Below are 24,778 nucleotides of genomic sequence, written 5' to 3'. Positions count from 1 at the left end.
GGTCGGAGCACGCGGACAGCCCATGGACTGCGGCTATCCTGCCATTTAGGGGATGACATTCTGTGGAGGTTCCGCGATGCGTACATTCACTTGGGGATGCCTGCTCGCCTTGTCGGTTGTGCTGCCCGCCGAGGCTCAGACCGTCGTCCCGCTCAAGGGCCAGAGCAGCCAGCAGATGCAGCAGGATATGAGCGAGTGCAATAGCGTTGCTGCCAATGCGGCGAGCAGTGCCACCACCAGCTCCGACCCGAATGTCGGTGGCCGGGTTCGCGGAGCGGCCAGGGGCGCGGCAGCGGGTGCTGTGGCGGCCGAGGTGCGTGGGCAGCGGCATGACGAGATCTATGACCGCGCCAGTGACGATGCCAAGCAGCAGTACCGGCAGAATCGCGCCGGCGATGCCGCCGCTGCCGGGGCCGTGGTGGGTGCTTCGCGGCAGCGGCAGGATCGTCGGCAGAATCGCCGCACGCAGAATGAAGCCCAAAGCTCGGCCAGTGCCAGCGCTTACAGCGGTTGCCTGCAGGGACGCGGTTATCAGGTCAGCCCCTGATCGACGGTGGTCCTTTGATGGTGCACGACTGGCGCGCCCAGGTGCACTCAGGAGGGGAAGCTGTGGCGGTTATCCATCGAGCTGAATGGATTGGCGGATTGCGAATTCATCAGATAGATGATTGGGCATATTGCCGCAGCTTGAACTGCAGGGCGCGTTCTCGCAGCGTTTGAAAGACATATCCGCACAGCGCCAAAAGCGGATGAACGGGAACGAAACTACCCGCCGTAAATGCGCAAAAGTGCGAAAGGGTCCACGTTCGAAACACTTTCGTTACGCTGGGTAACGAGCACCAAAATGGCTCTGCAGGCCCCGAAAAATGGCACTTTGGCCTGTTTGGTCATAGGGGCGCGGCGTTGATGAAAAAGTGCTTTTCAGCTGTAACTTTTGATTTATATACTCGGGAGCGCTGTCGTCCTTGGGCGTTATTCGAATTACCTTCTACGTGCCATTCGGCGCGGGTTGGATGATAAGGAAAGCGTTCACCCGGCGACTGCCGAAGTCCTCATTCCCGGGGGCCATCCAAAAATAATAGGCAAGTTGGAGAGTGTGGTAATGGCTGATCGTGAGGTCGGAACCGTCAAGTGGTTCAATGACGCCAAAGGTTATGGATTCATTCAACGCGATAGCGGTCCGGACGTTTTCGTTCACTACCGTGCCATTCGTGGCGATGGTCACCGCTCCCTGGTCGAAGGCCAGAAAGTGGAGTTCTCGGTGATCCAGGGTCAGAAAGGCCTCCAGGCGGAAGACGTCGCCAAGGTCTGAGCCCCCGAAACAGCAAAGGCCTGTCCATTGGACGGGCCTTTGTTTTTCAAGCCTTGCGCAAGTCGGTTTTCAGCCCGTGCGCCAAGTGATCTCTTCGACGCCTGCCGCGGTCACTTTCAGCCAGCGGTCCGCGTCTTCCTCGCCCTGATCCTCGCTCCAGCTCCCCGGTGCGCAGCGCACCTCGACTTCCAGCGCAGCGCAGGCGTCGCGGGCGCAGGCGACATCGTCGTCCCATGGGGTCTTGTCGCTGTCCAGGAACAGGCTGTTCCACTTACCCACGGCCTTGGGCAGCCAGGTGGCGGGAATGCTGCCGGCGGTGCACTTCAGGGTTTCGCCCTGGGCGCGCCATTCGCTGCACGGGCCAAGTGCCTTTTCCAGCCAGGCGCTGACGGCGGCCTGGTCGGCATCCTTGATGTAGATCTCGATATCCGGTTGGCGCATGGCGTCCTCGTCAGGGTTCTTGGCGTTGCAGCCAATCGTAGCGTACCGCGACCGTCACCTCGAAGGGTTCGGCGAGGATGCGCTCGCGCCGTTCGGGATTGACGCGCCAGCCGTGGGGCGTCATCGCCAGCAGGTGCTCGCGGGCTTCGCGGGTTTCCAGCGCAAGCGTGAAGCTCAGTTGCTCGGTGTGCGCCAGTTTCAGCTCATCGGGCAGGTCGGCGAGGTGCTTGTCCTCGACGTACTCGCGCACTTCGTCGTACAGGCGCTGGCGCAGTTCGAGCAGGTGATCGCGAGCCGGGCCCAAGCGCAGCACGCCGCCGCCTGGAGTCAGCAGGCGGGAGGCTTCTTTCCAGTCGATCGGGCTGAACACGCTGGCCAGCAGTTGGCAGGAAGCATCAGCCAGCGGCACGCGAGCCATGCTGGCGACCATCCAGGTCAGTTGCGGGGCGCGCCTGCACGCGCGTTTGACCGCCTCGCGGGAGATATCCAGCGCATAGCCGTCGGCCTTGGGCAGGGCTTCACCCAGTTGTGCGGTGTAGTAACCCTCACCACAACCGATATCCAGCCAGCGCCCCGGAGCGCGATCGGCGGCCAGTTCGGCCAGGCGCTTGGCCAATGGGGCGTAGTGACCGGCGCCGAGGAAGTGCCGGCGCGCCTCGACCATGGCGGCGTTGTCGCCCGGATCGAGGCTCTTCTTGTGCTGCACCGGCAGCAGGTTCAGATAACCCTGGCGGGCGCGGTCGAAGCGGTGGCCAGCAGGGCAGGCGACGCCGTTGTCGACCTCGGTCAGCGCCTCGCGGCACAGCGGACAGATCAGCATCACTTTTTCCCCGGTGCCAGCGGCTGCGGCAGGTCGTTGCGCAGCACGGTGGGCAGGGAGCGGCGGCGCTGGGCGATCTGGTACACGCGCAGGGAATAGCGGCGCTCGGCGGCTGGCGCGGGCGGAGGAGTATCGGGCTGCACGGCGCCCAGGCAGAAGCCTTTGTTCGGTCCACTCATGCCAGCAGTCGCACCAGGGTCTGGTAATAGATTTCGGTCAGCACATCGAGGTCGCTGGCCAGTACGCGTTCGTCCACCTGGTGGATGGTGGCGTTCACCGGGCCGAGTTCGACCACCTGGGTACCCATGGTGGCAATGAAGCGGCCGTCGGAGGTGCCGCCGGAGGTCGAGGGGGTGGTCTCGCGACCGGTGACCGCGCGGATTGCTGCGGCCACGCCATCGAGCAGTTCGCCCGGCTGGGTGAGGAACGGCAGGCCGGACAGCGCCCAGTCGATGTGCCACTCCAGGCCGTGCTTGTCGAGGATGGCTGCGACGCGCTGCTGCAGGCCTTCGACGGTGGACTCGGTGGAGAAGCGGAAGTTGAAGATCACCTTCAGCTCGCCGGGGATCACGTTGGTCGCGCCGGTGCCGCCATTGATGTTGGAGATCTGGAAGCTGGTCGGCGGGAAGTAGTCGTTGCCGTTGTCCCAGTGCTCGGCGGCCAGTTCCGCCAGGGCCGGGGCGGCGAGGTGGATCGGGTTCTTCGCCAGGTGCGGGTAAGCCACGTGGCCTTGCTTGCCACGCACGGTAAGGGTGGCGCCGAGGGAGCCGCGACGGCCGTTCTTGACGATGTCACCCACCAGAGTGGTGCTCGACGGTTCGCCGACGATGCACCAGTCCAGGCGCTCGTTGCGGGCCTTCAGGCGCTCGACCACGGCCTTGGTGCCGTGATGGGCGGGGCCTTCCTCGTCACTGGTGATCAGGTAGGCGATGCTGCCGCGATGGTCCGGGTAGTCGGCGACGAAACGCTCGGTGGCGATGATCATCGATGCCAGGCTGCCTTTCATGTCTGCCGCACCACGGCCGCAGAGCATGCCGTCGGCGTCGATCAGCGCGTCGAACGGCTGGTGCTGCCAGGCCTGCTCGGGGCCGGTGGGGACCACGTCGGTGTGACCGGCGAAGCACAGCACCGGAGCGCTGGCGCCGTCGCGCCCCTGGCGCAGGGCCCAGAAGTTATCCACATCCTCGATGCGCATGGGCTCCAGGGCGAAACCGCAGGCGTCCAGGCGTTGCATCATCAACTGCTGGCAGTCGGCATCGACCGGTGTGACGGAGGGACGGCGAATCAGCTCGCAGGCGAGGGCCAGTGTCGGCGAGAGGGACATTGAGGGCATCCTGGGGGTGGAACGGAAAAAGGCGCCCATCTTAAAGCAAAAACGCCGGCGAATGGCCGGCGTTCTTGGGAGCGGATCAGCGGTGCGTTTCACCTTGCAGGAGCGAGCTTGCTCGCGAACCCGCCTGACGCAAGAGCATCAGGCCACAGCGTTCGCGAGCAAGCTCGCTCCTGCAGGGGCTGCATCAGTTGGCCGGTGCGGCGTCCGCTGCCGGCGCCTCCTGAGCCTTGGGCGCCGCGGACAGCAGCGCCATCACCAATGCCGCTAGGTAGGGCAGCGACTGCACCAGCAGCATGGCCACCCAGAACATCATGTCGCGGCTTGGCACGCCCTGCACCAGCACGATACCCAGCGCCGCGCCCCACAGCAGGAGCATGATGAACACTTCTTCGCGAGCCTCGGCCAGCGCCACCAGGAGGCCGTGATTGGAGGCCATCTTCGGTGTGCGGAAGAACGGGATGGTCTTGGTGAACGTTCCGTACAGCACCGCCTTGGCGATGGTGTGCGATAGCGCCAGGCCCGCCACTGCCGCCTGGAACGAGCGCACGAGGTCGACGCCCACCGCGCGGCGATAGAGGAACATGATCTTGCCGAACTTGAAGAAGAACAGCGCCAGCGGCGGGATGGCGAAGATCAGCAGCGGCGGGTCGACCCGCTTGGGCACGATGATCATCGCCGAGGACCAGAGCAGCGCGCCGACGGTGAAGAAGATGTTCATGCCGTCGGCGATCCATGGCAGCCAGCCGGCGATGAAGTGGTAGCGCTGGCCAAGGGTCAGTTTGCTGTCCTTGCCCTGGAACAGCGCGCGGGCGTGGCCCTTCATGATCTGGATGGCGCCGTAGGCCCAGCGGAAGCGCTGCTTCTTGTAGTCGATGAAGGTGTCGGGCATCACGCCCTTGCCGAAGCTCTGGTGCGAGTAGGCGGCCGAATAGCCCTTCTCGAACACCCGCAGGCCCAGTTCGGCGTCCTCGCAGATGGTCCAGTCGGCCCACTTCAGCTCGTCCATCACGGTGCGGCGGATCATGGTCATGGTGCCGTGCTGGATGATCGCGTCGCGGTCGTTGCGGGTGACCATGCCGATGTGGAAGAAGCCCTTGTATTCGGCGTAGCAGAGCTTCTTGAAGACGTTTTCCTCGCCGTCGTGGTAATCCTGCGGGGACTGCACCACCGCGATCTTCGGATCACTGAAGTGCGGCACCATCTGCTTGAGCCAGTTGGGCTCGACGCAGTAGTCGGCATCGATCACCGCCACGACTTCGACGTCCGGTGCTGTGTGCGGCAGGATGTAGTTCAGCGCGCCGCCCTTGAAACCGGCCAGCGGCGCGACGTGGAAGAAGCGGAAGCGCGGGCCGAGGATTTCGCAATAATCGCGTACAGGTTCCCAGACCGCCGGGTCCTTGGTGTTGTTGTCGATGATCAGGACTTCGAAGTCCGGATAGTCGAGCCTGGATAGCGCATCCAGGGTCTTTTTCATCATCTCCGGCGGTTCGTTGTAGCAGGGCACGTGCACCGAGACCTTGGGGCGGTAGCCGGTATCGGTGAGCACCGGGTCGAACGGCCGGCGGCGCTTGCGTACCCAGACGGTCTCGGCCAGTTCGTGGGCCTCGGTCAGCAGGACGATGAACACGCCCAGCGCGCCGATACCCAGCAGGCCGCCGACGGTCAGGCTGAACCAGGTGCTGTATTGCTGGCTGTAGTCGTAGGCGATCCACACCAGCACCGAGCCGCCGGCGAAGGCGACCACAGTGAGGAAGGTCCGTCCGCGCTGGCGCAGGGCGCTGCCGTCGATCATCAGCAGGGTCAGGGCGAGCAGCGCCATCACCACCGAGGCAACCGCCAGGGCACGCCATTGCGGGATGTTCACCACCGGGCCATCGAAGTTGAACTTCGGCTGGCGCTGGGCGTTGTAGACGCCCCAGTAGGCGCCCACCGAACCTTCGTCACCGACTTTCCACGGCTGGTCGAAGGCCTCGACGACGAAGTAGTTGTAGCCCTTCTTGTTCAGCAGGTTGGTCAGCGTACGCAGGTAGATGGCCTGGTCCGCCTGAGTGGCGTCGGCGCCACCGCGCATGCGGCCATTGCTCGGCCAGCCGACCTCGGCCAGCAGCAGCGGCTTGCGCGGGAACTTGGCGCGCAGCTCCTTGGCGCGTTCGAGGACGAACGGCACGGCGTCGTCCATCGGCGTGTATTCCCAGTACGGCAGTACGTGGGCGGCGATCAGGTCGACGTGTTTGGCCAGCTCCGGGTACTTCTCGTAGATGTGCCACTGCTCGGCGGTGGTCACTGGGACCTTCACCGCCTTGCGCACGCGGTCCAGGTAGGCGTTGAGTTGCTCCACCGTGACTTCGCGGCGGAACAGCGCCTCGTTGCCGACAATGACCCGCACCACGCTGCGCGAGTTGTTGGCGATTTCGATGCCGCGTTCGATCTCGGCTTCGTTATCGGCTTCGTCCGGGCCGATCCAGATACCGAGGCTGACGCGCATGCCGAGCTCTTCGGCCAAGCGCGGGATATCGGCCAGCGAACCCTTCACCGAATAGGTACGGATGTTGTCGGTCTGCTTGGAGACCAGTTCCAGGTCCGAACGGATCTCGTCGTCGCTGGGGAACTGGTCCTTCTGGGGATTCTGGTTCAGGCGGAAGGGCGAGAAGGAGAATCCGGAAATGCTTTCCGGCCAGTCAGGAACGCTGACGGGGCGGTTATAGAGAGCCCAGAAGCCGGTGAAGAGTGCCGCGAGAGCGACGAACACCACCAGGTTGAGGCCGAACTTGCGTGCAGGCATGGTGCGATCGGGTTCCAAAGGGTGGAACGGGGAGGGGCCGGGACAATCTCTGTGGGGATGGCTCGGTCGGGGCGCATCCTACCCCGCACTTCCGGGGCTGTACAGGTTGCCGGCGCCGTCCGCCGCGTAGGCGTCCGTGGGTATTTTCCGACAGTTTAGAATGTGCTGTAGGTGCGTGACTGAGACTGCGGCAATCGGGCTTTGTTGCAGGCGTGCCAGGGTTGCTCCTTACGGGAGCTCGGTCGTTATAGAATGCCGGCCGTTTCGAGATGAGGTGTGGGCGATGCAACTGGATGAACAGCGTTTCGGCGGAATCGCGCGGCTTTATGGTCGCGAGGGCCTGGAGCGGCTGGCGGCCAGCCATGTGGCGGTGGTCGGGATCGGCGGCGTGGGTTCCTGGGCGGCCGAGGCCCTGGCGCGCAGCGGCGTGGGCGAGATTTCGCTGTTCGATCTGGACGACGTCTGCGTTACCAACACCAATCGCCAGGTGCATGCCATCCAGGGAGCCGTGGGCAAGCCCAAGGTCGACGTCATGGCCGATCGCCTGAAAGCGATTAACCCAGCCATTGTCGTACACGCCGTAGCCGACTTCGTCACCCGCGAAACCATGGCGGACTACATCACTCCCGAACTGGACTGCGTGATCGACTGCATCGACAGTGTCGCCGCCAAGGCCGCACTGATCGCCTGGTGCAAGCGCCGCAAGCTGCAGATCATCACCACCGGTGGCGCGGGCGGGCAGGTGGACCCGACGCAGATCCAGGTGGCCGACCTGAACAAGACCTTCAACGACCCGCTGGCTGCCAAGGTCCGCTCCACGCTGCGCCGTGACTACAACTTCTCGCGTACGCCCGGCCGCCACTACAGCGTGCAGTGCGTGTTCTCCACCGAGCAGCTGCGCTATCCCAAGCCGGACGGCACCGTGTGCCAATCCAAGAGCTTCGTCGGCGAGGGCGTGAAGCTGGACTGCGCTGGAGGGTTCGGTGCGGTGATGATGGTTACCGCGACCTTCGGCATGGTCGCGGCGGCGCGGGCGGTGGACAAGATCGTTGCCGGCGCGCGGCGGCCTTCGGAGCGTTCCGCAGGCTGAATGCTCTTGTAGGAGCGAGCTTGCTCGCGAACCCGCCCGACACCGTGGCATTCCGCCAAAGCTTTCGCGAGCAAGCTCGCTCCTACGAAAAGCCGGAGGTTCAGGCGGCGGTCAGTTCCCGCATCCGTTTCAGCACGGCATTCAAGCCATTGCTACGCGACGGCGACAGCTGCCGGCCCAGCCCCAATTGCTCGAACCAGCCCGGCAGGTCGAGCGCGGATAGCTCCTCCGCCGGCAGACCGTCCACCCGCACCAGCAGCAGGGCCAGCAAGCCGCGCAGCAAGCGCGCATCGCTATAGGCGCGGAAGTGCCAGCGCTCGTCACGCCGATCCGCCACCAGCCAGACGTTGCTCTCGCAGCCCTGCACGCGTTGCTCGTCGCCTAGTTCAGCCTCGCTTAGCGGCTCCAGCTTTTCGCCCCACTGCATCAGCAATCGCGCGCGTTGCTCCCAGCCCTGCAGGACAGTAAAGGCCTGCAGCGCCTCGGCGGCAGCGGCGGGGAGGCTCATCGCAGCAGCTCCAGAGCACCGTCCAGCGCTGTGAAGAAACGCTCCAGATCGGCGCCGTCGTTGTACAGGCCGAGGGAAACGCGCAGGGCGCCGGCAACATCCAGGGTTTTCATCAGCGGCATGGCGCAATGGTGCCCGGCACGTACGGCGATGCCTTGCTCGGTAAGCAGGTGGCCAAGGTCGGAGACGTGCACGCCATCGACCACGAAACTGGCCAGCGCCACTTCCGGCTCGCCCAGCACGCGCACGCCGTCACGGGCGCGCAGGCCGGCCAGCAGGCGGGCGTGGAGAAAATCTTCGTGGGCGCTGACTTCGGCGCTGTCCTGGGCAGCCAGCCATTCCAAGGTGGCGCCGAGGGCGATCACCTGGCCGATCGGCGGAGTACCGGCTTCCAAGCCCATGGGCGCGCTGTGGAACTGCGCATCGAAGTAGTCCGCCGCGCGCACCATCTCGCCGCCGAACTGCCAATGCGTCACGCGTTCCAGCGCCTCCGGGCGGCCCCAGAGCAGGCCGAGGCCCTCCGGGCCGTAGAGCTTGTGGCTGGAGCAGACGTAGAAGTCGCAGCCCAGCGCCGACAGGTTGTGCCGGCCGTGAACCACCCCTTGCGCTCCATCGACCACGCTCAGTGCGCCGTGCTGGCGGGCCATCTGCAGCAGTTCCGGCAGCGGTTGCCAGGTGCCGAGCACGTTGGACAGCTGGCTGATGGCGAGCAGGCGGGTGCGTGGGCCGATCAGGCCGGCGGCGCGATTCAGGTCGATACGGCCGTCGGCGTCCAGCGGCAGCACCACCAGCTTCAGCCCTCGGCGCTGCGCCAGTTGCTGCCAGGGCAGCAGGTTGGCGTGGTGTTCCAGCGCGCTGACGACGATCTCGTCGCCCGCCTGGAGCTGGCTTTCCAGCCCGTAGGCCAGCAGGTTCAGCGCTTCGGTGGCTCCGCGGGTGAAGACGATCTGCGCCGGGCTGCCGCCATTGAGCCAGTTGGCGGCCAGGCTGCGGGTCGCCTCGAAGGCACGGGTGGCGCGCTCGCCGGGCAGGTGCTGGGCGCGGTGCACATTGGCAGCGCCGCTGGCGTAGTAGCCGGCGAGGGCGTCGATCATGGCCCGCGGTTTCTGCGCGGTGGCGGCGCTGTCGAGGTAGGTCTGGCCTTCGGCCTCGAAGGCGGCGAGGGCCGGGAAGTCGGAGCGCCAGGGCGAGGGAATGGACATGGGCGTGCGGCCGGTTGCGGAAGAAAGTAAAACGGGGGCCGCAGCCCCCGCTTCTCCAAGCTTAGTGCGTACCCCGCGCGAGCGGGGCGCCCAGCTTAGTTGTGCGCGTGCAGCGCCTCGTTCAGCTCGATGGCAGTCTTGTTGGTCTTGCACTCGACTGCGCCGGTCTGGGAGTTGCGGCGGAACAGCAGGTCAGCCTGGCCGGCCAGGTCGCGGCCCTTGACCACTTTTACCAGGGTGTTCTGGTCGTCCAGCACGGCGATCTTGGTGCCGGCGGTGACGTAAAGGCCGGCTTCGACGATGTTGCGGTCGCCCAGCGGGATGCCGATGCCGGCGTTCGCGCCGATCAGGCAGCCTTCGCCGACGCTGATGACGATGTTGCCGCCGCCGGACAGGGTGCCCATGGTGGAGCAGCCGCCGCCCAGGTCGGAACCCTTGCCGACGAACACGCCAGCGGACACGCGGCCTTCGATCATGCCCGGGCCCTGGGTGCCGGCATTGAAGTTGACGAAGCCTTCGTGCATCACGGTGGTGCCTTCACCAATGTAGGCGCCCAGGCGCACGCGGGCGGTGTCGGCGATGCGCACGCCAGCCGGAACCACGTAGTCGGTCATCTTCGGGAATTTGTCGACGGAGAAGACTTCCAGCAGCTTGCCCTTCAGGCGCGCTTCCAGTTGCAGCTCGGCCAGCTCGGCGAGGTCGACGGCGCCCTGGTTGGTCCAGGCCACGTTCGGCAGCAGCGGGAAGATGCCGGTCAGGTTCAGGCCGTGCGGCTTGACCAGGCGGTGGGACAGCAGGTGCAGCTTCAGGTACGCCTCCGGGGTGGAGCTGGGGGCGGCGTCTTCGGCCAGCAGGGTGGCGACCAGCGGCTTCTGGCTCTCGGCCAGGCGGTTCAGCAGGGCGGCCTGGGCGGCGTCCACGGTCTCGACGGCGTCGGCCAACTGGTAGGCCTGGTGAGCGGTGAAGGCGATCGCCTGGTTGCCGCCTTCATAGGCCAGCAGCGGGGCGATGGCAGCGACCAGTTCGGCGCTGGGGTTGAGCAGCGGCTGCGCGTAGAAAACTTCCAGCCAGTTGCCCTGGCGGTTCTGGGTGCCGACACCGAAAGCGATGCTGAACAGGGATTTCGACATGTGGGGATTCCTTGAAAGAGATTCTCGAATAACGGATTCGGTCAGGCCGGACGGCGGCTGAGCAGCAGGCCCAGCCCGGCGCTGCCCAGCAGCGCGGCACAACCACGGTTGAACAGGCGCCGGGCGCGTGCGCCGGCGAGCAGCTTGCCGAGGCGGACCCCGGCGAGCCCGTAAAGGGCGATGGCCAGCCATTCCAGAAGCAGGAAGGCTGCGCCGAGTTGGGCGAACTGGGCGCCCACGGCCTGACGCGGGTCGACGAACTGCGGCAGGAAAGCGGTGAAGATGAGGATCGCCTTGGGATTGCCGGCGGCTACCCAGAACTCCTGGCGGGCCAGGCGCCATAGGTTGGTGGCGGTAGCGGGGGCGCCCTCGACGGACAGGTCCGCTGTCGGCGCGCGCCACAGTTGCACGGCCAGCCACAGCAGGTAACCGGCGCCCACCAGCTTGATCGCCAGGAACAGCCAGGCCGAGGCCTGCAGCACCAGCGCCAGGCCGGAGGCGGCGAAGGCCAGCATGCCGGCGAAGGCGACCAGCCGGCCGCCGCCCGCGAGGGTGGCGCGCAGCAGGCCGAAGCGTGCGGCATTGTTCAGCGACAGCAGGTTGTTCGGTCCCGGCGCCAGGTTCAGGGCGAAGCAGGCGGGGAGGAACAGGGCCCAGGCGATGCTCATCGTCTTGCGACTCAGGCCAGGGCGGCGGCGTAGAGGTCGGGCTTGAAGCCGACCAGGGTGCGATCACCCAGGTCGAGCACCGGACGTTTGATCATCGACGGCTGCGCGACCATCAGTTCGATGGCCTTGGCCTGGTCGATATCGGCCTTCTGTGCGTCGTCGAGCTTGCGAAAAGTGGTGCCGGCGCGATTCAGGACGATCTCCCAGCCATGCTCGTTGCACCATTGCTCCAGGTGCGCGCGGTCTATTCCGCTAGTCTTGTAGTCGTGGAAGGCGTAGTCGACGCCATGTTCTTCCAGCCAGGTACGGGCCTTCTTCATGGTGTCGCAAGCTTTGATTCCATACAGCGTCCGCTCACTCACGGGGCGCTACTCCTTTTCGATGCTTTTTTCAGGCGCGGGATTATGCCATTTCCCAGCGCCTTGCGGGACGCCGCCGGGAGGCCGGCGTATTGCAACAGTTTTTTGCCCGATGCGGGGCTGATCCGGCCTGCACCAGGTGCTTCAATGGATGGTTGTGCTGGAGTTCGTCGATGCAAACCGTTTACACCGTATTGATCCTGCTGCTGGTCGTGGGGGGAACCCGACTCGCCGCGCAGCTGATCCCGCTGCCGCTGCCCTTGATCCAGATCGTCGCCGGTGCCGCGCTGGCCTGGCCGAGCCTGGGGCTGCATGTTGGCTTGGACCCCGAGCTGTTCATGTTCCTGTTCATCCCGCCACTGCTGTTCGCCGATGGCTGGCGCATGCCTAAGGGCGAGTTCTGGAAGATGCGCTGGCCGATTCTCACCCTGGCCTTCGCCCTGGTGCTGTTCACCGTGCTCGGCGGCGGCGTCTTCATCCACCTGCTGATCCCCGAGATTCCCTGGGCGGCGGCCTTCGCCCTGGCGGCGGTGCTATCGCCGACCGATGCGCTGGCGGTCTCGGCCATCGCCCAGGACCGCCTGCCCAGGCGCCTGATGCACGTTCTGCAGGGCGAGGCACTGATGAACGACGCTTCCGGCCTGGTGGCGTTCAAGTTCGCCATCGCGGCGGCCATGACTGGCACCTTCTCGCTGATGGATGCCAGCCTGAGCTTCCTGCTGGTGGCGATCGGCGGGCTGGCCTGTGGCGTGTTCATCAGTTGGCTGCTGGGGCGGATTCGCGCCTGGATGATCCGCCGCGGCTGGGATGATCCGGCGACCCACGTGGTGCTGATGCTGCTGTTGCCCTTTGCCTGCTACATGATCGCCGAGGATCTGGGCGTCTCCGGCATCCTGGCGGCGGTGGCGGCCGGCATGATGCAGAGCTGGGCCGACCTGCTGCCACGGCAAACCAACACCCGTCTGCTCAATCGCAGCGTCTGGTCGATGCTGGAGTTCGCCTTCAACGGCGTGGTGTTCCTGCTGCTGGGCCTGCAGTTGCCGGACATCCTGAAATCGGTCTCCCACCATGCCGATGACGTGATGTGGCGCTCGTCGCTGCTGCTGTTCTACGTTCTGGCGGTGTTCGCCGTGCTGCTCCTGCTGCGCTTCGGCTGGGTCTGGTGCTACTGGAAGGTGTCCGTGCGCTTCGAGCAGTGGTGGGGGATCGAGCTGGGCGGCCGATCCGGCGAGCCGGTTCTGCGGCTGTCGGCGATCTCGGCGCTGGGCGGGGTGCGCGGGGCGGTGACCCTGGCGGGTGTACTTTCGGTGCCCTTGCTGTTGCTCGATGGTTCGGCGTTCCCGCAGCGCGACCTGATCATCTTCATTGCCACGGGGGTGATCCTGGTGTCGCTGATCGCCGCCACCATCGGCCTGCCCATCCTGCTTCGGGGGCTGCCAGCGGCCAGCAATGATCAGCGCGAGCGCGAGGTGCAGTCGGTCTGGCGCAAGACCGCAGCGGCGGCCATCCACATGCTGGAGGGGGAGGAAATGCCTGCTCGCGACGGCGCGGATGCTGACGAAGCGGCCCGGCTGGCGGAGGTGAAGGCGCGGCTGATGGCCGAGTACCGCCATGAACTGGACCCGGCGCCTGATACCCAGGAAGCCCGCGAGCGTGCCCGGGGCCTGGAGTTGGCCGATCAGGCTTTGCGCATCAAGGCGCTGCGGGCGCAGCGGCTGGAGTTGTATCGCATGCGCCGGGAGCACGAGATCGACGACGAGACCATGCGCGAGGTGCTGGGCGAGCTGGATAGCCAGGAAGCCTGGGTCACCAGCAAGGCGGGGCGCTGGGTGTAATGGTGCTCTTGTAGGAGCGAGCTTGCTCGCGAACCGCTGGGCTCTGGAGCCGCAGGATCGCTCTGTTCGCGAGCAAGCTCGCTCCTACAGCTATCAGACTTGCAGGTTCTGCACGTAACGCTTGATGCGCTCGGCCGCTTCCACGCACTCGGCCAGCGGAGCTACCAGCGCCATGCGCACGCGGTTGGCGCCGGGGTTCTCGCCGTTCACTTCGCGGGACAGGTAGGAGCCCGGTACCACGGTGACGTGCTGCTGGTCGAACAGGCCACGGCAGAACTCGGTGTCGGCCACCGGGGTCTTTGCCCACAGATAGAAACTGCCGTCCGGGCGCTGCACGTCGAGTACGCCGCCGAGGATGTCCAGCACCGCGTCGAATTTCTCGCGGTACAGGTCGCGGTTGGCGCGCACGTGGTCTTCGTCCTTCCAGGCCGCGACGCTGGCCAGTTGGGTCTGAACCGGCATGGCGCAGCCGTGGTAGGTGCGGTAGAGGAGGAATTTCTTCAGTACGTCGGCGTCGCCGGCGACGAAGCCCGAACGCAGGCCAGGCAGGTTGGAGCGCTTGGACAGGCTGTGGAATACCACGCAGCGCTTGAAGTCCGCGCGGCCCAATTCGGCGCAGGCGGTCAGCAGGCCGGCCGGCGGGTTCTGCTCGTCGAAGTACAGCTCGCTGTAGCACTCGTCGGCGGCGATCACGAAGTCGTGCTCGTCGGCCAGGGCGATCAGCTTCTTCAGGGTTTCCAGCGGTACCAGCGCCCCGGTGGGGTTGCCCGGCGAGCAGAGGAAGAGAATCTGGCAGCGCGCCCAGACGTCCGCCGGCACGGCATCGAAGTCCGGATTGAAGCCGTTGTCTTCCAGGCACGGCAGGTAGTGCGGCTCGGCGCCGGCCAGCAGGGCTGCGCCTTCGTAGATCTGGTAGAACGGGTTCGGGCTGATCACCAGGCCCTTGGCGTTGCGGTCGACCACGGTCTGGGTGAAGGCGAACAGCGCTTCGCGGGTGCCGTTCACTGGCAGCACGTGGCGCGCAGCGTCCAGCCAGCCGGCGGGCACCTTGAAGCGGCGCTCGCACCAGTCGGCAATGGCTTCGCGCAGCGCGGGAATGCCCAAGGTGGTGGGGTACACGGCCAGTTGGTCGAGGCTGTCGGCCAGGGCCTTGGCGACGAACTCCGGCGAGCGGTGCTTGGGCTCGCCGATGGACAGCGCGATGGGCTTCAGCTCAGCCGGCGGCTGGGCGCCAGCCAGCAGGGCGCGGAGCTTCTCGAAGGGGTAGGGCTGGAGCGAGTCGAGGGCAGGGTTCATGGCAAGGCTCTTTCGTTCTGATGCGTACAAAAATAGGGACTAGATACTGATACGGACCGGCATGCTCGGCTGGCCGCCGTCCGAGAGAATATCCACCAGCGCGGTCTGGATGCGCTTGCACAGCTCCGGGTCGGAGAGCGGCTGGTTGTGCGCATCGGTGACGAAGAACACGTCCTCCACGCGCTCGCCCAGGGTGGCGATCTTGGCGTTCTGCACCGACAGGTCGAAGTCCAGGAACAGCCCGCCGATGCGCGCCAGCAGGCCGGGGCGATCCGGCGCTATCACCTCCAGCACGCTGACCTGGCGGGCCGCGTCGGTGGAGATGGTCACCTGCGGGTTGAATGCAAAGTGCTTGAGCTGGCGCGGGACGCGGCGCTGGATGATGGTCGGATACTCGTCCGGGTCCTTCAGGGCGTTGACCAGACCTTGGCGAATTTCCTCGACTCGGCTTGGATTGTTGCCGATCGAGCCGCCATCGGCGTCGAGCACAATGTAGGTGTCGAGGGTGAACAGGCTGGTGGAGGTGATGATCCGCGCGTCCTGAATGTTCAGGTTGAGCTGATCCATGGCTGCCACGGTCACGGCGAAGAAATCGTGCTGGTCGCCGGCATAGATGAATATCTGCGTACCGCCCTCGAACTCGCGCTGGGCGGTTTCCTTGATCAGCACCAGCGGGGTGCCGTCGTCCGGGTGCTGGAGAATCGCTTCGGTGTGCCAGGCTACGTCGGCGGCGCTGTGGCGCAGGAAGTAGTCGTCGCCCAGCTGGCTCCAGAGTTGTTCGGCGTCGTCCTGGTCGATGCCGCCGCGTACCAGGATGTCGATTGCCGCGCTCTGCGTCTGGCGAATCTGCTCCTCGCGGTCCACCGGGTTCTCCAGGCCGCGGCGCAGCGCGCGCTTGGTCTCGGTGTAGAGCTGGCGCAGCAGGCTGGCACGCCAGGAGTTCCACAGCGTCGGGTTGGTGGCGTTGATGTCGGCCACGGTGAGCACGTAGAGGTAGTCCAGGTAGGTCTGGTTGCCCATCAGTTGGGCGAAGTCGTAGATCACCTGCGGGTCGGAGAGGTCCTTGCGCTGGGCCGTGGTGGACATGATCAGGTGGTTCTGCACCAGCCAGGACACCAGATTGGTGTCCCATGGCGGCAACTGGTGACGCTGGCAGAAGTGCTCGGCGTCCACCGCGCCCAGTTCCGAGTGGTCGCCGCCGCGGCCCTTGGCGATGTCGTGGTAGAGGCCGGCAATGTAGATCAGCTCGGGCTTGGGCAGGCGCTCCATGATCTTGCTGGCCAGCGGGTACTTTTCCGCCATGTCCGGACGGCGCAGCTTGCGCAGGTGCTTGATCAGATTGAGGGTGTGCGCGTCCACCGTATAGATGTGGAACAGGTCGTGCTGCATCTGCCCGACGATCAGCCCGAACTCCGGCAGGTAGCGGCCGAGGATGCCGTAGCGGTTCATCCGCCGCAGGTTGCGGTGGATGCCTTCCTGGCACTTGAACAGCTCGATGAACAGGCTGGTGTTGCGGATGTCGTGGCGGAAGTCGTCGTCGATCAGGTGCCGGCTGTCGCGCAGCAGGCGGATCGTATCGGCGCGCACGCCCTTGATCTCAGGGTGCTGGGCCAGCAGGACGAAGATTTCCAGCAGGGCGAACGGGGTGCGCTTGAAAACGTTGGCGTGGGTGACTTCCAGGTAGCCGTCGCGCAGCTGGAAGCGGCTGTTGAGCGGCTGGATCTGGCCGTTCTCCCCTGCACGCAGGATCACTTCCTCGAAGTGCTGCATGATCAGGTCGTTGAGCTCGGAAACGGCCATCACCACGCGGTAGTACTTCTGCATGAAACGTTCGACGGCCAGCTTGGCGTCGTTGCCTTCGTAGCCGAGCAGCCCGGCGATACGCCGTTGATGGTCGAACAGCAGGCGGTCTTCGGCGCGGCCGGCGAGCATGTGCAGGGCGTAGCGGACCTTCCAGAGGAACTCCTGGCTGGAGGCGAGCACCGCGCATTCGCTTTCGACCAGGAAGCCTTCTCGCACCAGGGCATGCAGGTTGAGGCTGCCGAAGTGGCGTCGGGCGACCCAGAGTAATGTCTGGACGTCGCGCAGGCCGCCAGGCGAGCCCTTCACGTTGGGCTCGAGGTTGTATTCGGTGTCGTTGTATTTGGTGTGGCGGTGAATCTGTTCCTTGCGCTTGGCCAGGTAGAACTGGCCACTGGGCCACATCTGCTTCGCGCTGGTGGCTTCGAGCATGCGCTGGCGCAGGCTGTCGGGGCCGGAGATGGTCCGGCACTCCATCAGGTTGGTGACCACGGTCAGGTCGGCGCGCGCTTCCTCGGCGCATTCGGCCACGGAGCGCACGCTCTGGCCGACCTCCAGGCCGATGTCCCAGAGCAGGGTGAGGAAGCCTTCGATGGGCTCGCGGAAGCTCTCCTGGTCCTCGCTGTCGAGCAGGATCAGCAGGTCGATGTCCGAGTGGGGGTGCAGCTCGCCGCGTCCGTAGCCGCCCACGGCGACCAGCGCGATGTCGGCGTCGTCGCCCCAGTCGAAGCGGTTCCAGGCCTGCTGCAGGATCTGGTCGACGAACCAGGCGCGATCCTCGATCAGCCGGCGGATGTCGCGGCCGCCGTTGAAGCGGGCGTCGAGCACCTCGTTGGCCTGGCGAATGGCCTTCTTGAAGGCGGCGATGGGGCTGGATTTGAGGGCCAGTTCCGCCTGGAACTGCCCACGGTCGAACAACTCGGGATCCACCTGCGGCATGGCGGCCTTCCTGATCAATGGCTTAGGGGAGGGCAGGGGCTAGAGGGCAACCGGGTCTGCGCACATGGCGACAGGCCCGATGGCTGTGCCGGGCCGGGATTTGTATGTTCTACCCAGCCGTCGGCGAGATTGCAAACCGCTCCTCAGGCCGAGGTGCGCGGGAAGCTTTCGTCGTTGCGCAGGGTCAGGATTTCGTAACCATCGGCGGTGACCAGCACCGTGTGCTCCCACTGCGCAGACAGCTTGCGGTCCTTGGTGATGGCGGTCCAGCCGTCGCCCAGCAGGCGGGTTTCCGGGCGGCCCTGGTTGATCATCGGCTCGATGGTGAAAATCATGCCTTCCTTGAGCTCCAGGCCGGTGCCGGCGCGGCCGTAGTGCAGCACCTGAGGCTCCTCGTGGAACACCTTGCCGATGCCGTGGCCGCAATATTCGCGCACCACGGAGAAGCCGTTCTTCTCGGCGTACTTCTGGATCACTTCGCCCACATCGCCCAGGCGCGCGCCTGGCTTGACCAGCGCGATGCCCTTGTACATGCATTCCTGGGTGATCTGGCACAGGCGGTCAGCCCATTCCGGTGTCTTGCCAACCGAAAACATCTTGCTGGTGTCGCCGTGGTAGCCGTCCTTGATCACGGTGACATCGATGTTGACGATGTCGCCTTCCTTGAGCGGCTTCTCGTTGGGAATGCCGTGACACACCACGTGGTTGATCGAGGTGCAGATGGATTTGGGGAAGCCCTTGTAGTTGAGCGGTGCGGGAATAGCTTTCTGCACGTTGACGATGTAGTCGTGGCAGAGGCGGTCCAGCTCGTCGGTGGTGACACCGGGCTTGACGTGCTCGCCGATCATTTCCAGCACTTCGGCGGCCAGACGGCCGGCGACGCGCATTTTCTCGATGTCTTCGGGCGTCTTGATGGTGACGGTCATGCGACTTCTCTTCAGGCGCTGCGTACGCGCGGGTAAATGAGAGGAATACGCAAGTCTATCAGATTTGGCGTCCTTCTATTAAGGGCGGAGCGTCCGTCGGGGTAGTCGGATGAGGTCGCGGGGGAGATGCCAGGCGTCCTTTCGGGTTTTGTTCTGGTCGAGGTTGTGGTATAAAGCGCCCCGCTCTGGAGGCTACGGCCATTCCCGAGCATTAACCCACACATGCATCGACACGATGGCCTGGGTGCCTTTCGACACAGTCGAAGGGTTGGCCGTTGGGATGCATGGAGGCCTAACCCGACTTATCGAGGAACTATCATGTCCCAAGTCAACATGCGCGATATGCTGAAGGCCGGTGTGCACTTCGGCCACCAGACCCGTTACTGGAACCCGAAAATGGGCAAGTTCATTTTCGGCGCGCGCAACAAGATCCACATCATCAACCTCGAAAAAACCCTGCCGATGTTCAACGAGGCCCTGACCTTCGTTGAGCGCCTGGCCCAGGGCAAGAACAAGATCCTGTTCGTCGGCACCAAGCGTTCCGCCGGCAAGATCGTTCGCGAAGAAGCCGCCCGTTGCGGTATGCCGTACGTCGACCACCGTTGGCTGGGCGGCATGCTCACCAACTACAAGACCATCCGTCAGTCGATCAAGCGTCTGCGCGAGCTGGAAGTTCAGTCCCAGGACGGTACTTTCGCCAAGCTGACCAAGAAAGAAGCCCTGATGCGCAGCCGTGATCTGGAAAAACTGGATCGCAGCCTGGGCGGCATCAAGGACATGGGCGGCCTGCCGGACGCTCTGTTCGTGATCGACGTTGACCACGAGCGCATTGCTATCACCGAAGCCAACAAGCTGGGCATCCCGGTTATCGGCGTCGTCGATACCAACAGCAGCCCGGAAGGTGTTGACTATGTTATCCCGGGTAACGACGACGCCATCCGCGCCGTACAACTGTACCTGGGCTCCATGGCCGAAGCCGTACTGCGTGGCAAGAACGCCGGTGGCGTGACTGCTGACGAGTTCGTAGAAGAAGCGCCGGCCGAATCCGCCGAAGGCTGATTCCAGGACGTCCAGACGTCCTGCGGTGCGCGGAAAGGGGGCTAGGCCCCCTTTTTGCCACCTTGTAAATTCCGCCCGGGCAGCCGGGCGATCTGGTTTTGAGAGCAACTCAAGAGGATTTCGAAATGGCAGAAATTACTGCAGCACTGGTCAAGGAACTGCGTGAGCGTACCGGCCAGGGCATGATGGAGTGCAAGAAAGCACTGGTAGCCGCCGAAGGCGATATCGAGAAAGCCATCGACGACATGCGCGCTTCCGGCGCCATCAAGGCAGCCAAGAAGGCCGGCAACATCGCCGCCGAAGGCTCCATCGCCGTTAAAGTGGCTGACGACAACAAGGCCGCCACCATCATCGAAGTCAACTCGCAGACCGACTTCCTGGCCCTGCAGGACGACTTCAAGAACTTCGTGGCTGCCAGCCTGGACAAGGCTGTTGCCCAGAAGCTGACCGACGCTGCTCCGCTGATCGCCGAGCAAGAGCCGGCCCGTGAAGCTCTGGTCGCCAAGTGCGGTGAAAACGTCAACATCCGTCGTCTGGCTCGCGCCGAAGGTGACGTGGTTGGCGCCTACCTGCACGGCCACCGCATCGGCGTTCTGGTCACCCTGAAGGGCGGCAACGCTGAACTGGCTCGCGACATCGCCATGCACATCGCTGCCAGCAACCCGCAGTTCCTGAATCCGTCGCAGGTTTCCGAAGAAGCCATCGCCAAAGAGAAGGAAATCTTCCTCGCTCTGAACGCCGACAAGATCGCCGGCAAGCCGGAAAACATCGTCGAGAACATGGTCAAAGGCCGTATCTCGAAGTTCCTGGCCGAGGCCAGCCTGGTCGAGCAAGCGTTCGTCAAGGATCCGGAAGTCAAGGTCGGCGACCTGGCCAAGAAAGCCGGCGCTGAAATCGTTTCCTTCATTCGTTATGAAGTAGGCGAAGGCATCGAGAAAGTCGAAGCTGACTTTGCTGCCGAGGTTGCTGCTCAAGTAGCCGCTTCCAAGCAGTAATAGACAGTCTCACGACTGTCGCCCCGCAAGAGGCTGCCCGCTAACGCGCGCGGCCTCTTTGCCAAACTGGGGAAACCAAAAGGGGCGGTTTCCACGGCGCAGGCCCGCAAGGCGGGTTTAAAGGCGCCGTAAGGCTGGCTGGTCCAAGCTTTCCACCAGGCGCCCACAAGGCGCACAGCATTCAATCGCCGCAGGAGAAAAAGGTCATGGCTCAGCAGCTGAGCGCTCGTCAACCTCGCTATAAACGCATTCTTCTAAAACTGAGCGGCGAAGCCCTGATGGGCTCCGAGGAGTTCGGCATCGATCCCAAGGTGCTGGACCGCATGGCGCTGGAGATCGGTCAGCTCGTCGGTATCGGCGTGCAGGTCGGCCTGGTTATCGGTGGCGGCAACCTGTTCCGTGGCGCGGCGCTGTCCGCAGCCGGGATGGATCGTGTCACCGGCGACCACATGGGCATGCTCGCTACCGTGATGAACGGCCTGGCCATGCGTGACGCCCTGGAGCGCTCCAATATCACCGCCATCGTCATGTCCGCCATTTCCATGGTCGGCGTGACCGATCACTACGACCGCCGCAAGGCCATGCGCCACCTGAAGAGTGGCGAAGTGGTGATCTTCTCCGCCGGTACCGGCAACCCGTTCTTCACCACCGACTCCGCCGCCTGCCTGCGCGCCATCGAAATAGATGCTGACGTAGTACTGAAGGCGACCAAGGTGGACGGCGTGTACACTGCCGACCCGTTCAAGGACCCGAATGCCGAGAAATTCGAACGTCTGACGTACGACGAAGTGCTCGATCGCAAGCTGGGCGTGATGGACCTTACCGCCATCTGCCTGTGCCGGGACCAGAAAATGCCGCTGCGCGTGTTCAATATGAACAAGCCCGGCGCGCTGCTGAATATTGTTGTAGGTGGTGCTGAAGGCACCCTGATCGAGGAGGATTGAGATGATCAACGAGATCAAGAAGGAAGCGCAGGATCGTATGGGCAAAACCCTGGAAGCCCTGGGCCATGCCTTCGCCAAGATTCGTACCGGCCGTGCGCACCCGAGCATCCTGGATAGTGTGATGGTGTCCTACTACGGTTCCGACACTCCGCTGCGTCAGGTAGCCAACGTCACCGTGGAAGATTCCCGCACCCTGGCTCTGAGCGTCTTCGACAAGAGCATGATCCAGGCGGTCGAGAAGGCCATCATGACCTCCGACCTGGGCCTGAACCCGGCCACTGCCGGTACTACCATCCGCGTCCCGATGCCGGCCCTGACCGAGGAAACCCGCAAGGGCTTCACCAAGCAGGCTCGCGCCGAGGCGGAGCAGGCTCGCGTATCCGTGCGCAATATCCGTCGCGATGCGCTGGCACAGCTGAAAGACCTGCAGAAAGAGAAGGAAATCAGCGAGGACGAAGAGCGCCGCGCCGGTGATGACGTGCAGAAGATCACCGACAAGTTCGTCGCCGAGATCGAAAAGGCCCTCGAGGCCAAGGAAGCGGACCTGATGGCCGTCTGACGGCCGGGCTTTCGTCATGGAAAAGACCAAGCAGGTGATGCCCGTGCCCCGGCACGTGGCGATCATCATGGATGGTAACAATCGCTGGGCGAAGAAACGTTTCATGCCTGGCGTTGCCGGGCACAAGGCCGGCGTGGACGCCGTTCGTGCAGTGATCAAGACCTGCGCCGAGGCGGGCGTCGAAGTGCTGACGCTGTTCGCCTTCTCCAGCGAGAACTGGCAGCGCCCGGCCGATGAGGTCGGCGCGCTGATGGAGCTGTTCCTCATGGCCTTGCGCCGTGAGGTGCGCAAGCTCAGTGCCAATGGCATCCGCCTGCGCATCATTGGCGACCGCAGCCGCTTCGCCCCGGAATTGCAGGCGGCGATGCGCGAGGCCGAGGCGCTCACCGCCGGTGGCAGCAGCATGCTGCTGCAGGTGGCGGCGAACTACGGCGGCCAGTGGGATATCACCCAGGCGGCCCAGCGTCTCGCCCGTGAAGTGCAGGCCGGCCACCTGGCGGCGGAGGAGATCACCCCGGAGCTGATTCAGGGTTGCCTCTCCACCGGTGACCAGCCGCTGCCCGACCTGTGCATCCGCACAGGTGGCGAGCACCGTATCAGCAACTTCCTTCTCTGGCAGCTGGCTTACGCCGAGCTGTATTTCTCCGATCTCTACTGGCCCGACTTCAAGCACGAAGCCATGCAGGCTGCGTTGCAGGACTTCGCCTCTCGTCAGCGCCGCTTCGGCAAGACCAGTGAGCAGGTCGAGGCCGAGGCACCCCCGTCATGTTGAAACAACGAATCATCACGGCGCTGATCCTGTTGCCGATCGCGCTGGGTGGTTTCTTCCTGCTCGACGGTGCGGCGTTCTCGCTGTTCATCGGTCTGGTGGTGAGTCTTGGCGCCTGGGAATGGGCGCGTCTGGCCGGTTACAACGAGCAGCCCGCCCGTATCGGCTATGCCGCTGTGGTCGCTACGCTGATGCTGGTGCTGGCCTGGTTGCCGCAGCTGGCGGGGGCCGTGCTGGTGCTGGCCCTGCTCTGGTGGGCTCTGGCTATCGTCATGGTGCTGACCTATCCGGATAGCGCGTCGAGCTGGGGTGGCCGCTGGCGCCGCCTGTTGATCGGCCTGCTGATCCTCCTCCCGGCCTGGCAGGGCCTGGTCCTGCTCAAGCAGTGGCCGCTCTCCAACTGGCTGATCGTCGCCGTGATGGTGCTGGTCTGGGCTGCGGATATCGGCGCTTACTTCTCCGGCAAGGCTTTCGGCAAGCGCAAGCTGGCCCCGCGCGTCAGCCCGGGCAAGAGCTGGGAAGGTTTCTTTGGCGGCATGGCGCTGTGCCTGGCGATCACCGTCGCTGTCTCCATCTACCGTGACTGGACCGTCCGTGAGCTGCTGCTGGCCCTGCCCTGTACGGCCATCGTGGTAGCCCTGTCGGTCATCGGCGACCTCACCGAGAGCATGTTCAAGCGCCAGTCGGGCCTCAAGGACAGCAGTAACCTGCTGCCGGGCCATGGCGGTGTGCTGGACCGCATCGACAGTTTGACCGCAGCCATTCCGGTCTTCACGGCGCTGCTCTGGGCCGTGGGTTGGGGTACGCCGTGAGTCATCCGCAGTGGATTTCTGTGCTGGGGGCAACCGGCTCGATCGGCCTCAGCACCCTCGATGTCATCGGGCGTCACCCGGACCGATATCGCGTTTTCGCGCTCAGTGGCTTCTCTCGTCTGGCTGAGCTTGAAACGCTGTGCCTGCGCCACCGTCCACGCTTTGCCGTGGTGCCTGAGCTCGAGCAGGCGCGTGCCTTGCAAGATCGCCTGAATGCTGCCGGCCTCGATGCCCGCGTGCTGGTTGGCGAAGCCGGTCTCTGCGAGATTTCCGCCCATCCCGAAGTAGATGCGGTGATGGCGGCTATTGTCGGTGCCGCCGGCCTGAAGCCCACGCTGGCGGCGGTCGAAGCCGGCAAGCGTGTGCTGCTGGCCAACAAGGAAGCGCTGGTGATGTCCGGCGCGCTGTTCATGAACGCCGTGCGGGCCAGTGGCGCCGTCCTGCTGCCGATCGACAGCGAGCACAACGCGATCTTCCAGTGCATGCCGGCGGACTACGCTCGCGGTCTCGGCGAGGTTGGCGTTCGGCGCATCCTGCTGACCGCTTCGGGCGGTCCCTTCCGCGAGACACCGCTGGAGCAGTTGGTCGATGTATCGCCCGAGCAGGCCTGTGCTCACCCCAACTGGTCGATGGGGCGGAAAATCTCCGTCGATTCGGCGAGCATGATGAACAAGGGCCTGGAGCTAATCGAGGCTTGTTGGTTGTTCGACGCGCAGCCCTCGAAGGTCGAGGTGGTGATCCATCCGCAGAGCGTGATCCATTCCCTGGTGGATTACGTCGATGGTTCGGTGTTGGCCCAGTTGGGTAATCCCGATATGCGCACCCCCATCGCCCATGCGCTGGCCTGGCCGCAACGGATCGATTCCGGCGTTTCTCCGCTGGATCTGTTTTCCATTGCCCGCCTGGACTTTTCTGCACCGGATGAGCAGCGATTTCCCTGTCTGCGTCTGGCGCGTCAGGCGGCAGAAGCCGGGGGCAGCGTGCCGGCGATGCTCAATGCGGCGAACGAAGTGGCCGTTGCGGCGTTCCTTGAGCGACGCATCCGCTTCACCGATATCCCGGTTATCATCGACGACGTGCTGAACCGCGAGGCGCGCTCGCCAGTCGAATCGCTCGATGCGGTGCTGGCAGCTGACCAGCGTGCACGAGCCGCCGCGCAGGCGTGGTTGCAGGAACGCGGGCGTTGAGCCCGAGGAGGT

General features: G+C 64.6%; 24 protein-coding genes. 11 read left to right on the top strand and 13 right to left on the bottom strand.

Annotated elements, in window-relative coordinates:
- Positions 1–76 precede the first annotated feature (76 nt).
- Both AC2T4A_RS27535 and AC2T4A_RS27530 read left to right on the top strand, forming a co-directional pair.
- Entirely contained in the window at positions 77–547 is a 471-nt protein-coding gene (locus AC2T4A_RS27535; protein ID WP_486742277.1) for a hypothetical protein, read from the top strand.
- Between the two features lie 555 nt (positions 548–1,102).
- Positions 1,103–1,312, top strand: coding sequence for a cold-shock protein (locus tag AC2T4A_RS27530; protein ID WP_015476243.1), 210 nt, complete (start codon positions 1,103–1,105; stop codon positions 1,310–1,312).
- Between the two features lie 69 nt (positions 1,313–1,381).
- On the opposite strand, the gene AC2T4A_RS27525 is transcribed toward AC2T4A_RS27530, so the two are convergent.
- The 5 genes from AC2T4A_RS27525 to AC2T4A_RS27505 form a co-directional block, all read right to left on the bottom strand.
- The gene (locus AC2T4A_RS27525; RefSeq protein WP_478377136.1) at positions 1,382–1,753 is read right to left on the bottom strand and encodes a hypothetical protein; all 372 of its coding nucleotides are present in this window, start codon (positions 1,751–1,753) and stop codon (positions 1,382–1,384) included.
- A 10-nt stretch (positions 1,754–1,763) separates the two neighbouring features.
- A complete protein-coding gene (locus tag AC2T4A_RS27520) occupies positions 1,764–2,573 on the bottom strand; it encodes a putative RNA methyltransferase (protein ID WP_486742276.1) in 810 nt (269 codons plus the stop codon).
- On the bottom strand, positions 2,573–2,752 hold the full coding sequence (locus AC2T4A_RS27515; RefSeq protein WP_416747639.1) for a hypothetical protein: 180 nt from the start codon (positions 2,750–2,752) through the stop codon (positions 2,573–2,575). Before AC2T4A_RS27515 ends, AC2T4A_RS27520 begins: the two co-directional genes overlap by 1 nt.
- Positions 2,749–3,906 carry a succinyl-diaminopimelate desuccinylase gene (dapE, locus tag AC2T4A_RS27510; protein WP_478377135.1) on the bottom strand — a complete coding sequence of 386 codons (1,158 nt, stop codon included), beginning with the start codon at positions 3,904–3,906 and terminating at the stop codon, positions 2,749–2,751. Before dapE ends, AC2T4A_RS27515 begins: the two co-directional genes overlap by 4 nt.
- Before the next feature lie 184 nt (positions 3,907–4,090).
- A complete protein-coding gene (locus AC2T4A_RS27505; protein ID WP_416747643.1) occupies positions 4,091–6,688 on the bottom strand; it encodes a glycosyltransferase in 2,598 nt (865 codons plus the stop codon).
- 283 nt (positions 6,689–6,971) lie between these two features.
- Between AC2T4A_RS27505 and tcdA the strand changes: the two genes are divergently transcribed.
- The gene (gene tcdA, locus AC2T4A_RS27500) at positions 6,972–7,778 is read left to right on the top strand and encodes a tRNA cyclic N6-threonylcarbamoyladenosine(37) synthase TcdA (RefSeq protein WP_478377134.1); all 807 of its coding nucleotides are present in this window, start codon (positions 6,972–6,974) and stop codon (positions 7,776–7,778) included.
- Between the two features lie 100 nt (positions 7,779–7,878).
- On the opposite strand, the gene AC2T4A_RS27495 is transcribed toward tcdA, so the two are convergent.
- The 5 genes from AC2T4A_RS27495 to AC2T4A_RS27475 all read right to left on the bottom strand — a co-directional run bounded on the left by AC2T4A_RS27495 (position 7,879) and on the right by AC2T4A_RS27475 (position 11,606).
- A complete protein-coding gene (locus AC2T4A_RS27495; RefSeq protein ID WP_416747647.1) occupies positions 7,879–8,286 on the bottom strand; it encodes a SufE family protein in 408 nt (135 codons plus the stop codon).
- Positions 8,283–9,488 carry an aminotransferase class V-fold PLP-dependent enzyme gene (locus tag AC2T4A_RS27490; protein ID WP_486742275.1) on the bottom strand — a complete coding sequence of 402 codons (1,206 nt, stop codon included), beginning with the start codon at positions 9,486–9,488 and terminating at the stop codon, positions 8,283–8,285. Before AC2T4A_RS27490 ends, AC2T4A_RS27495 begins: the two co-directional genes overlap by 4 nt.
- A gap of 95 nt (positions 9,489–9,583) precedes the next feature.
- Positions 9,584–10,618, bottom strand: coding sequence for a 2,3,4,5-tetrahydropyridine-2,6-dicarboxylate N-succinyltransferase (gene dapD / locus AC2T4A_RS27485; protein ID WP_478377132.1), 1,035 nt, complete (start codon positions 10,616–10,618; stop codon positions 9,584–9,586).
- Between the two features lie 41 nt (positions 10,619–10,659).
- Entirely contained in the window at positions 10,660–11,286 is a 627-nt protein-coding gene (locus AC2T4A_RS27480; RefSeq protein ID WP_486742274.1) for a LysE family translocator, read from the bottom strand.
- 11 nt (positions 11,287–11,297) lie between these two features.
- Positions 11,298–11,606, bottom strand: coding sequence for an arsenate reductase (locus tag AC2T4A_RS27475; RefSeq protein ID WP_240201774.1), 309 nt, complete (start codon positions 11,604–11,606; stop codon positions 11,298–11,300).
- A 212-nt stretch (positions 11,607–11,818) separates the two neighbouring features.
- Here AC2T4A_RS27475 and AC2T4A_RS27470 point away from each other — a divergent pair, with 212 nt between their 5' ends.
- On the top strand, positions 11,819–13,480 hold the full coding sequence (locus AC2T4A_RS27470) for a Na+/H+ antiporter (protein WP_486742273.1): 1,662 nt from the start codon (positions 11,819–11,821) through the stop codon (positions 13,478–13,480).
- A 93-nt stretch (positions 13,481–13,573) separates the two neighbouring features.
- Here AC2T4A_RS27470 and dapC read toward each other — a convergent pair whose 3' ends face one another.
- From dapC to map, 3 genes are all read right to left on the bottom strand, one after another.
- Positions 13,574–14,776, bottom strand: coding sequence for a succinyldiaminopimelate transaminase (gene dapC / locus AC2T4A_RS27465; RefSeq protein ID WP_478377129.1), 1,203 nt, complete (start codon positions 14,774–14,776; stop codon positions 13,574–13,576).
- Positions 14,777–14,815: 39 nt separating this feature from the next.
- A complete protein-coding gene (locus AC2T4A_RS27460; protein ID WP_416747660.1) occupies positions 14,816–17,515 on the bottom strand; it encodes a [protein-PII] uridylyltransferase in 2,700 nt (899 codons plus the stop codon).
- Positions 17,516–17,658: 143 nt separating this feature from the next.
- Positions 17,659–18,441, bottom strand: coding sequence for a type I methionyl aminopeptidase (map, locus tag AC2T4A_RS27455; RefSeq protein WP_486742272.1), 783 nt, complete (start codon positions 18,439–18,441; stop codon positions 17,659–17,661).
- 318 nt (positions 18,442–18,759) lie between these two features.
- On the opposite strand from map, the gene rpsB reads away from it, so the two are divergent.
- The 7 genes from rpsB (at position 18,760) to ispC (ending at position 24,766) form a co-directional block, all read left to right on the top strand.
- A complete protein-coding gene (gene rpsB / locus AC2T4A_RS27450; protein WP_054908326.1) occupies positions 18,760–19,500 on the top strand; it encodes a 30S ribosomal protein S2 in 741 nt (246 codons plus the stop codon).
- A gap of 125 nt (positions 19,501–19,625) precedes the next feature.
- A complete protein-coding gene (gene tsf, locus AC2T4A_RS27445; protein WP_416747662.1) occupies positions 19,626–20,495 on the top strand; it encodes a translation elongation factor Ts in 870 nt (289 codons plus the stop codon).
- Positions 20,496–20,701: 206 nt separating this feature from the next.
- Positions 20,702–21,439, top strand: a complete 738-nt coding sequence (pyrH, locus tag AC2T4A_RS27440; protein ID WP_017521181.1) for a UMP kinase — start codon at positions 20,702–20,704, stop codon at positions 21,437–21,439.
- 1 nt (position 21,440) lies between these two features.
- Positions 21,441–21,998: a ribosome recycling factor gene (gene frr / locus AC2T4A_RS27435; RefSeq protein ID WP_045210004.1), complete on the top strand. Its 558-nt coding sequence runs from the start codon at positions 21,441–21,443 to the stop codon at positions 21,996–21,998.
- A 16-nt stretch (positions 21,999–22,014) separates the two neighbouring features.
- Positions 22,015–22,770 (top strand): polyprenyl diphosphate synthase, encoded by a 756-nt coding sequence (gene uppS, locus AC2T4A_RS27430; protein WP_478377128.1) that lies wholly within the window; start codon positions 22,015–22,017, stop codon positions 22,768–22,770.
- A complete protein-coding gene (locus tag AC2T4A_RS27425) occupies positions 22,764–23,579 on the top strand; it encodes a phosphatidate cytidylyltransferase (protein WP_478377127.1) in 816 nt (271 codons plus the stop codon). The genes uppS and AC2T4A_RS27425 overlap by 7 nt, the downstream gene beginning before the upstream one ends.
- The gene (ispC, locus tag AC2T4A_RS27420; protein ID WP_478377126.1) at positions 23,576–24,766 is read left to right on the top strand and encodes a 1-deoxy-D-xylulose-5-phosphate reductoisomerase; all 1,191 of its coding nucleotides are present in this window, start codon (positions 23,576–23,578) and stop codon (positions 24,764–24,766) included. The genes AC2T4A_RS27425 and ispC overlap by 4 nt, the downstream gene beginning before the upstream one ends.
- The last annotated feature ends 12 nt before the right edge of the window (positions 24,767–24,778 follow it).

The organism is Pseudomonas sp. PVC-3-1 (assembly GCF_057444315.1).
Note: the sequence above shows the minus strand (reverse complement) of the source record. Positions and strands in the feature narration are given on the sequence as shown.

What these genes read in the sequence shown, in the direction of transcription:
- tsf (WP_416747662.1), top strand. Translation starts at nt 19,626, where the DNA reads ATGGCAGAAATTACTGCAGCACTGGTCAAGGAACTGCGTGAGCGTACC.
- rpsB (WP_054908326.1), top strand. Translation starts at nt 18,760, where the DNA reads ATGTCCCAAGTCAACATGCGCGATATGCTGAAGGCCGGTGTGCACTTC.
- AC2T4A_RS27515 (WP_416747639.1), bottom strand. Translation starts at nt 2,752, where the DNA reads ATGAGTGGACCGAACAAAGGCTTCTGCCTGGGCGCCGTGCAGCCCGAT.
- AC2T4A_RS27480 (WP_486742274.1), bottom strand. Translation starts at nt 11,286, where the DNA reads ATGAGCATCGCCTGGGCCCTGTTCCTCCCCGCCTGCTTCGCCCTGAAC.
- pyrH (WP_017521181.1), top strand. Translation starts at nt 20,702, where the DNA reads ATGGCTCAGCAGCTGAGCGCTCGTCAACCTCGCTATAAACGCATTCTT.
- AC2T4A_RS27470 (WP_486742273.1), top strand. Translation starts at nt 11,819, where the DNA reads ATGCAAACCGTTTACACCGTATTGATCCTGCTGCTGGTCGTGGGGGGA.
- uppS (WP_478377128.1), top strand. Translation starts at nt 22,015, where the DNA reads ATGGAAAAGACCAAGCAGGTGATGCCCGTGCCCCGGCACGTGGCGATC.
- frr (WP_045210004.1), top strand. Translation starts at nt 21,441, where the DNA reads ATGATCAACGAGATCAAGAAGGAAGCGCAGGATCGTATGGGCAAAACC.
- dapD (WP_478377132.1), bottom strand. Translation starts at nt 10,618, where the DNA reads ATGTCGAAATCCCTGTTCAGCATCGCTTTCGGTGTCGGCACCCAGAAC.
- AC2T4A_RS27425 (WP_478377127.1), top strand. Translation starts at nt 22,764, where the DNA reads ATGTTGAAACAACGAATCATCACGGCGCTGATCCTGTTGCCGATCGCG.
- AC2T4A_RS27505 (WP_416747643.1), bottom strand. Translation starts at nt 6,688, where the DNA reads ATGCCTGCACGCAAGTTCGGCCTCAACCTGGTGGTGTTCGTCGCTCTC.
- map (WP_486742272.1), bottom strand. Translation starts at nt 18,441, where the DNA reads ATGACCGTCACCATCAAGACGCCCGAAGACATCGAGAAAATGCGCGTC.
- tcdA (WP_478377134.1), top strand. Translation starts at nt 6,972, where the DNA reads ATGCAACTGGATGAACAGCGTTTCGGCGGAATCGCGCGGCTTTATGGT.
- AC2T4A_RS27475 (WP_240201774.1), bottom strand. Translation starts at nt 11,606, where the DNA reads ATGAAGAAGGCCCGTACCTGGCTGGAAGAACATGGCGTCGACTACGCC.
- dapE (WP_478377135.1), bottom strand. Translation starts at nt 3,906, where the DNA reads ATGCCCTCAATGTCCCTCTCGCCGACACTGGCCCTCGCCTGCGAGCTG.
- AC2T4A_RS27535 (WP_486742277.1), top strand. Translation starts at nt 77, where the DNA reads ATGCGTACATTCACTTGGGGATGCCTGCTCGCCTTGTCGGTTGTGCTG.
- AC2T4A_RS27520 (WP_486742276.1), bottom strand. Translation starts at nt 2,573, where the DNA reads ATGCTGATCTGTCCGCTGTGCCGCGAGGCGCTGACCGAGGTCGACAAC.
- dapC (WP_478377129.1), bottom strand. Translation starts at nt 14,776, where the DNA reads ATGAACCCTGCCCTCGACTCGCTCCAGCCCTACCCCTTCGAGAAGCTC.
- AC2T4A_RS27525 (WP_478377136.1), bottom strand. Translation starts at nt 1,753, where the DNA reads ATGCGCCAACCGGATATCGAGATCTACATCAAGGATGCCGACCAGGCC.
- AC2T4A_RS27490 (WP_486742275.1), bottom strand. Translation starts at nt 9,488, where the DNA reads ATGTCCATTCCCTCGCCCTGGCGCTCCGACTTCCCGGCCCTCGCCGCC.
- AC2T4A_RS27530 (WP_015476243.1), top strand. Translation starts at nt 1,103, where the DNA reads ATGGCTGATCGTGAGGTCGGAACCGTCAAGTGGTTCAATGACGCCAAA.
- AC2T4A_RS27460 (WP_416747660.1), bottom strand. Translation starts at nt 17,515, where the DNA reads ATGCCGCAGGTGGATCCCGAGTTGTTCGACCGTGGGCAGTTCCAGGCG.
- AC2T4A_RS27495 (WP_416747647.1), bottom strand. Translation starts at nt 8,286, where the DNA reads ATGAGCCTCCCCGCCGCTGCCGCCGAGGCGCTGCAGGCCTTTACTGTC.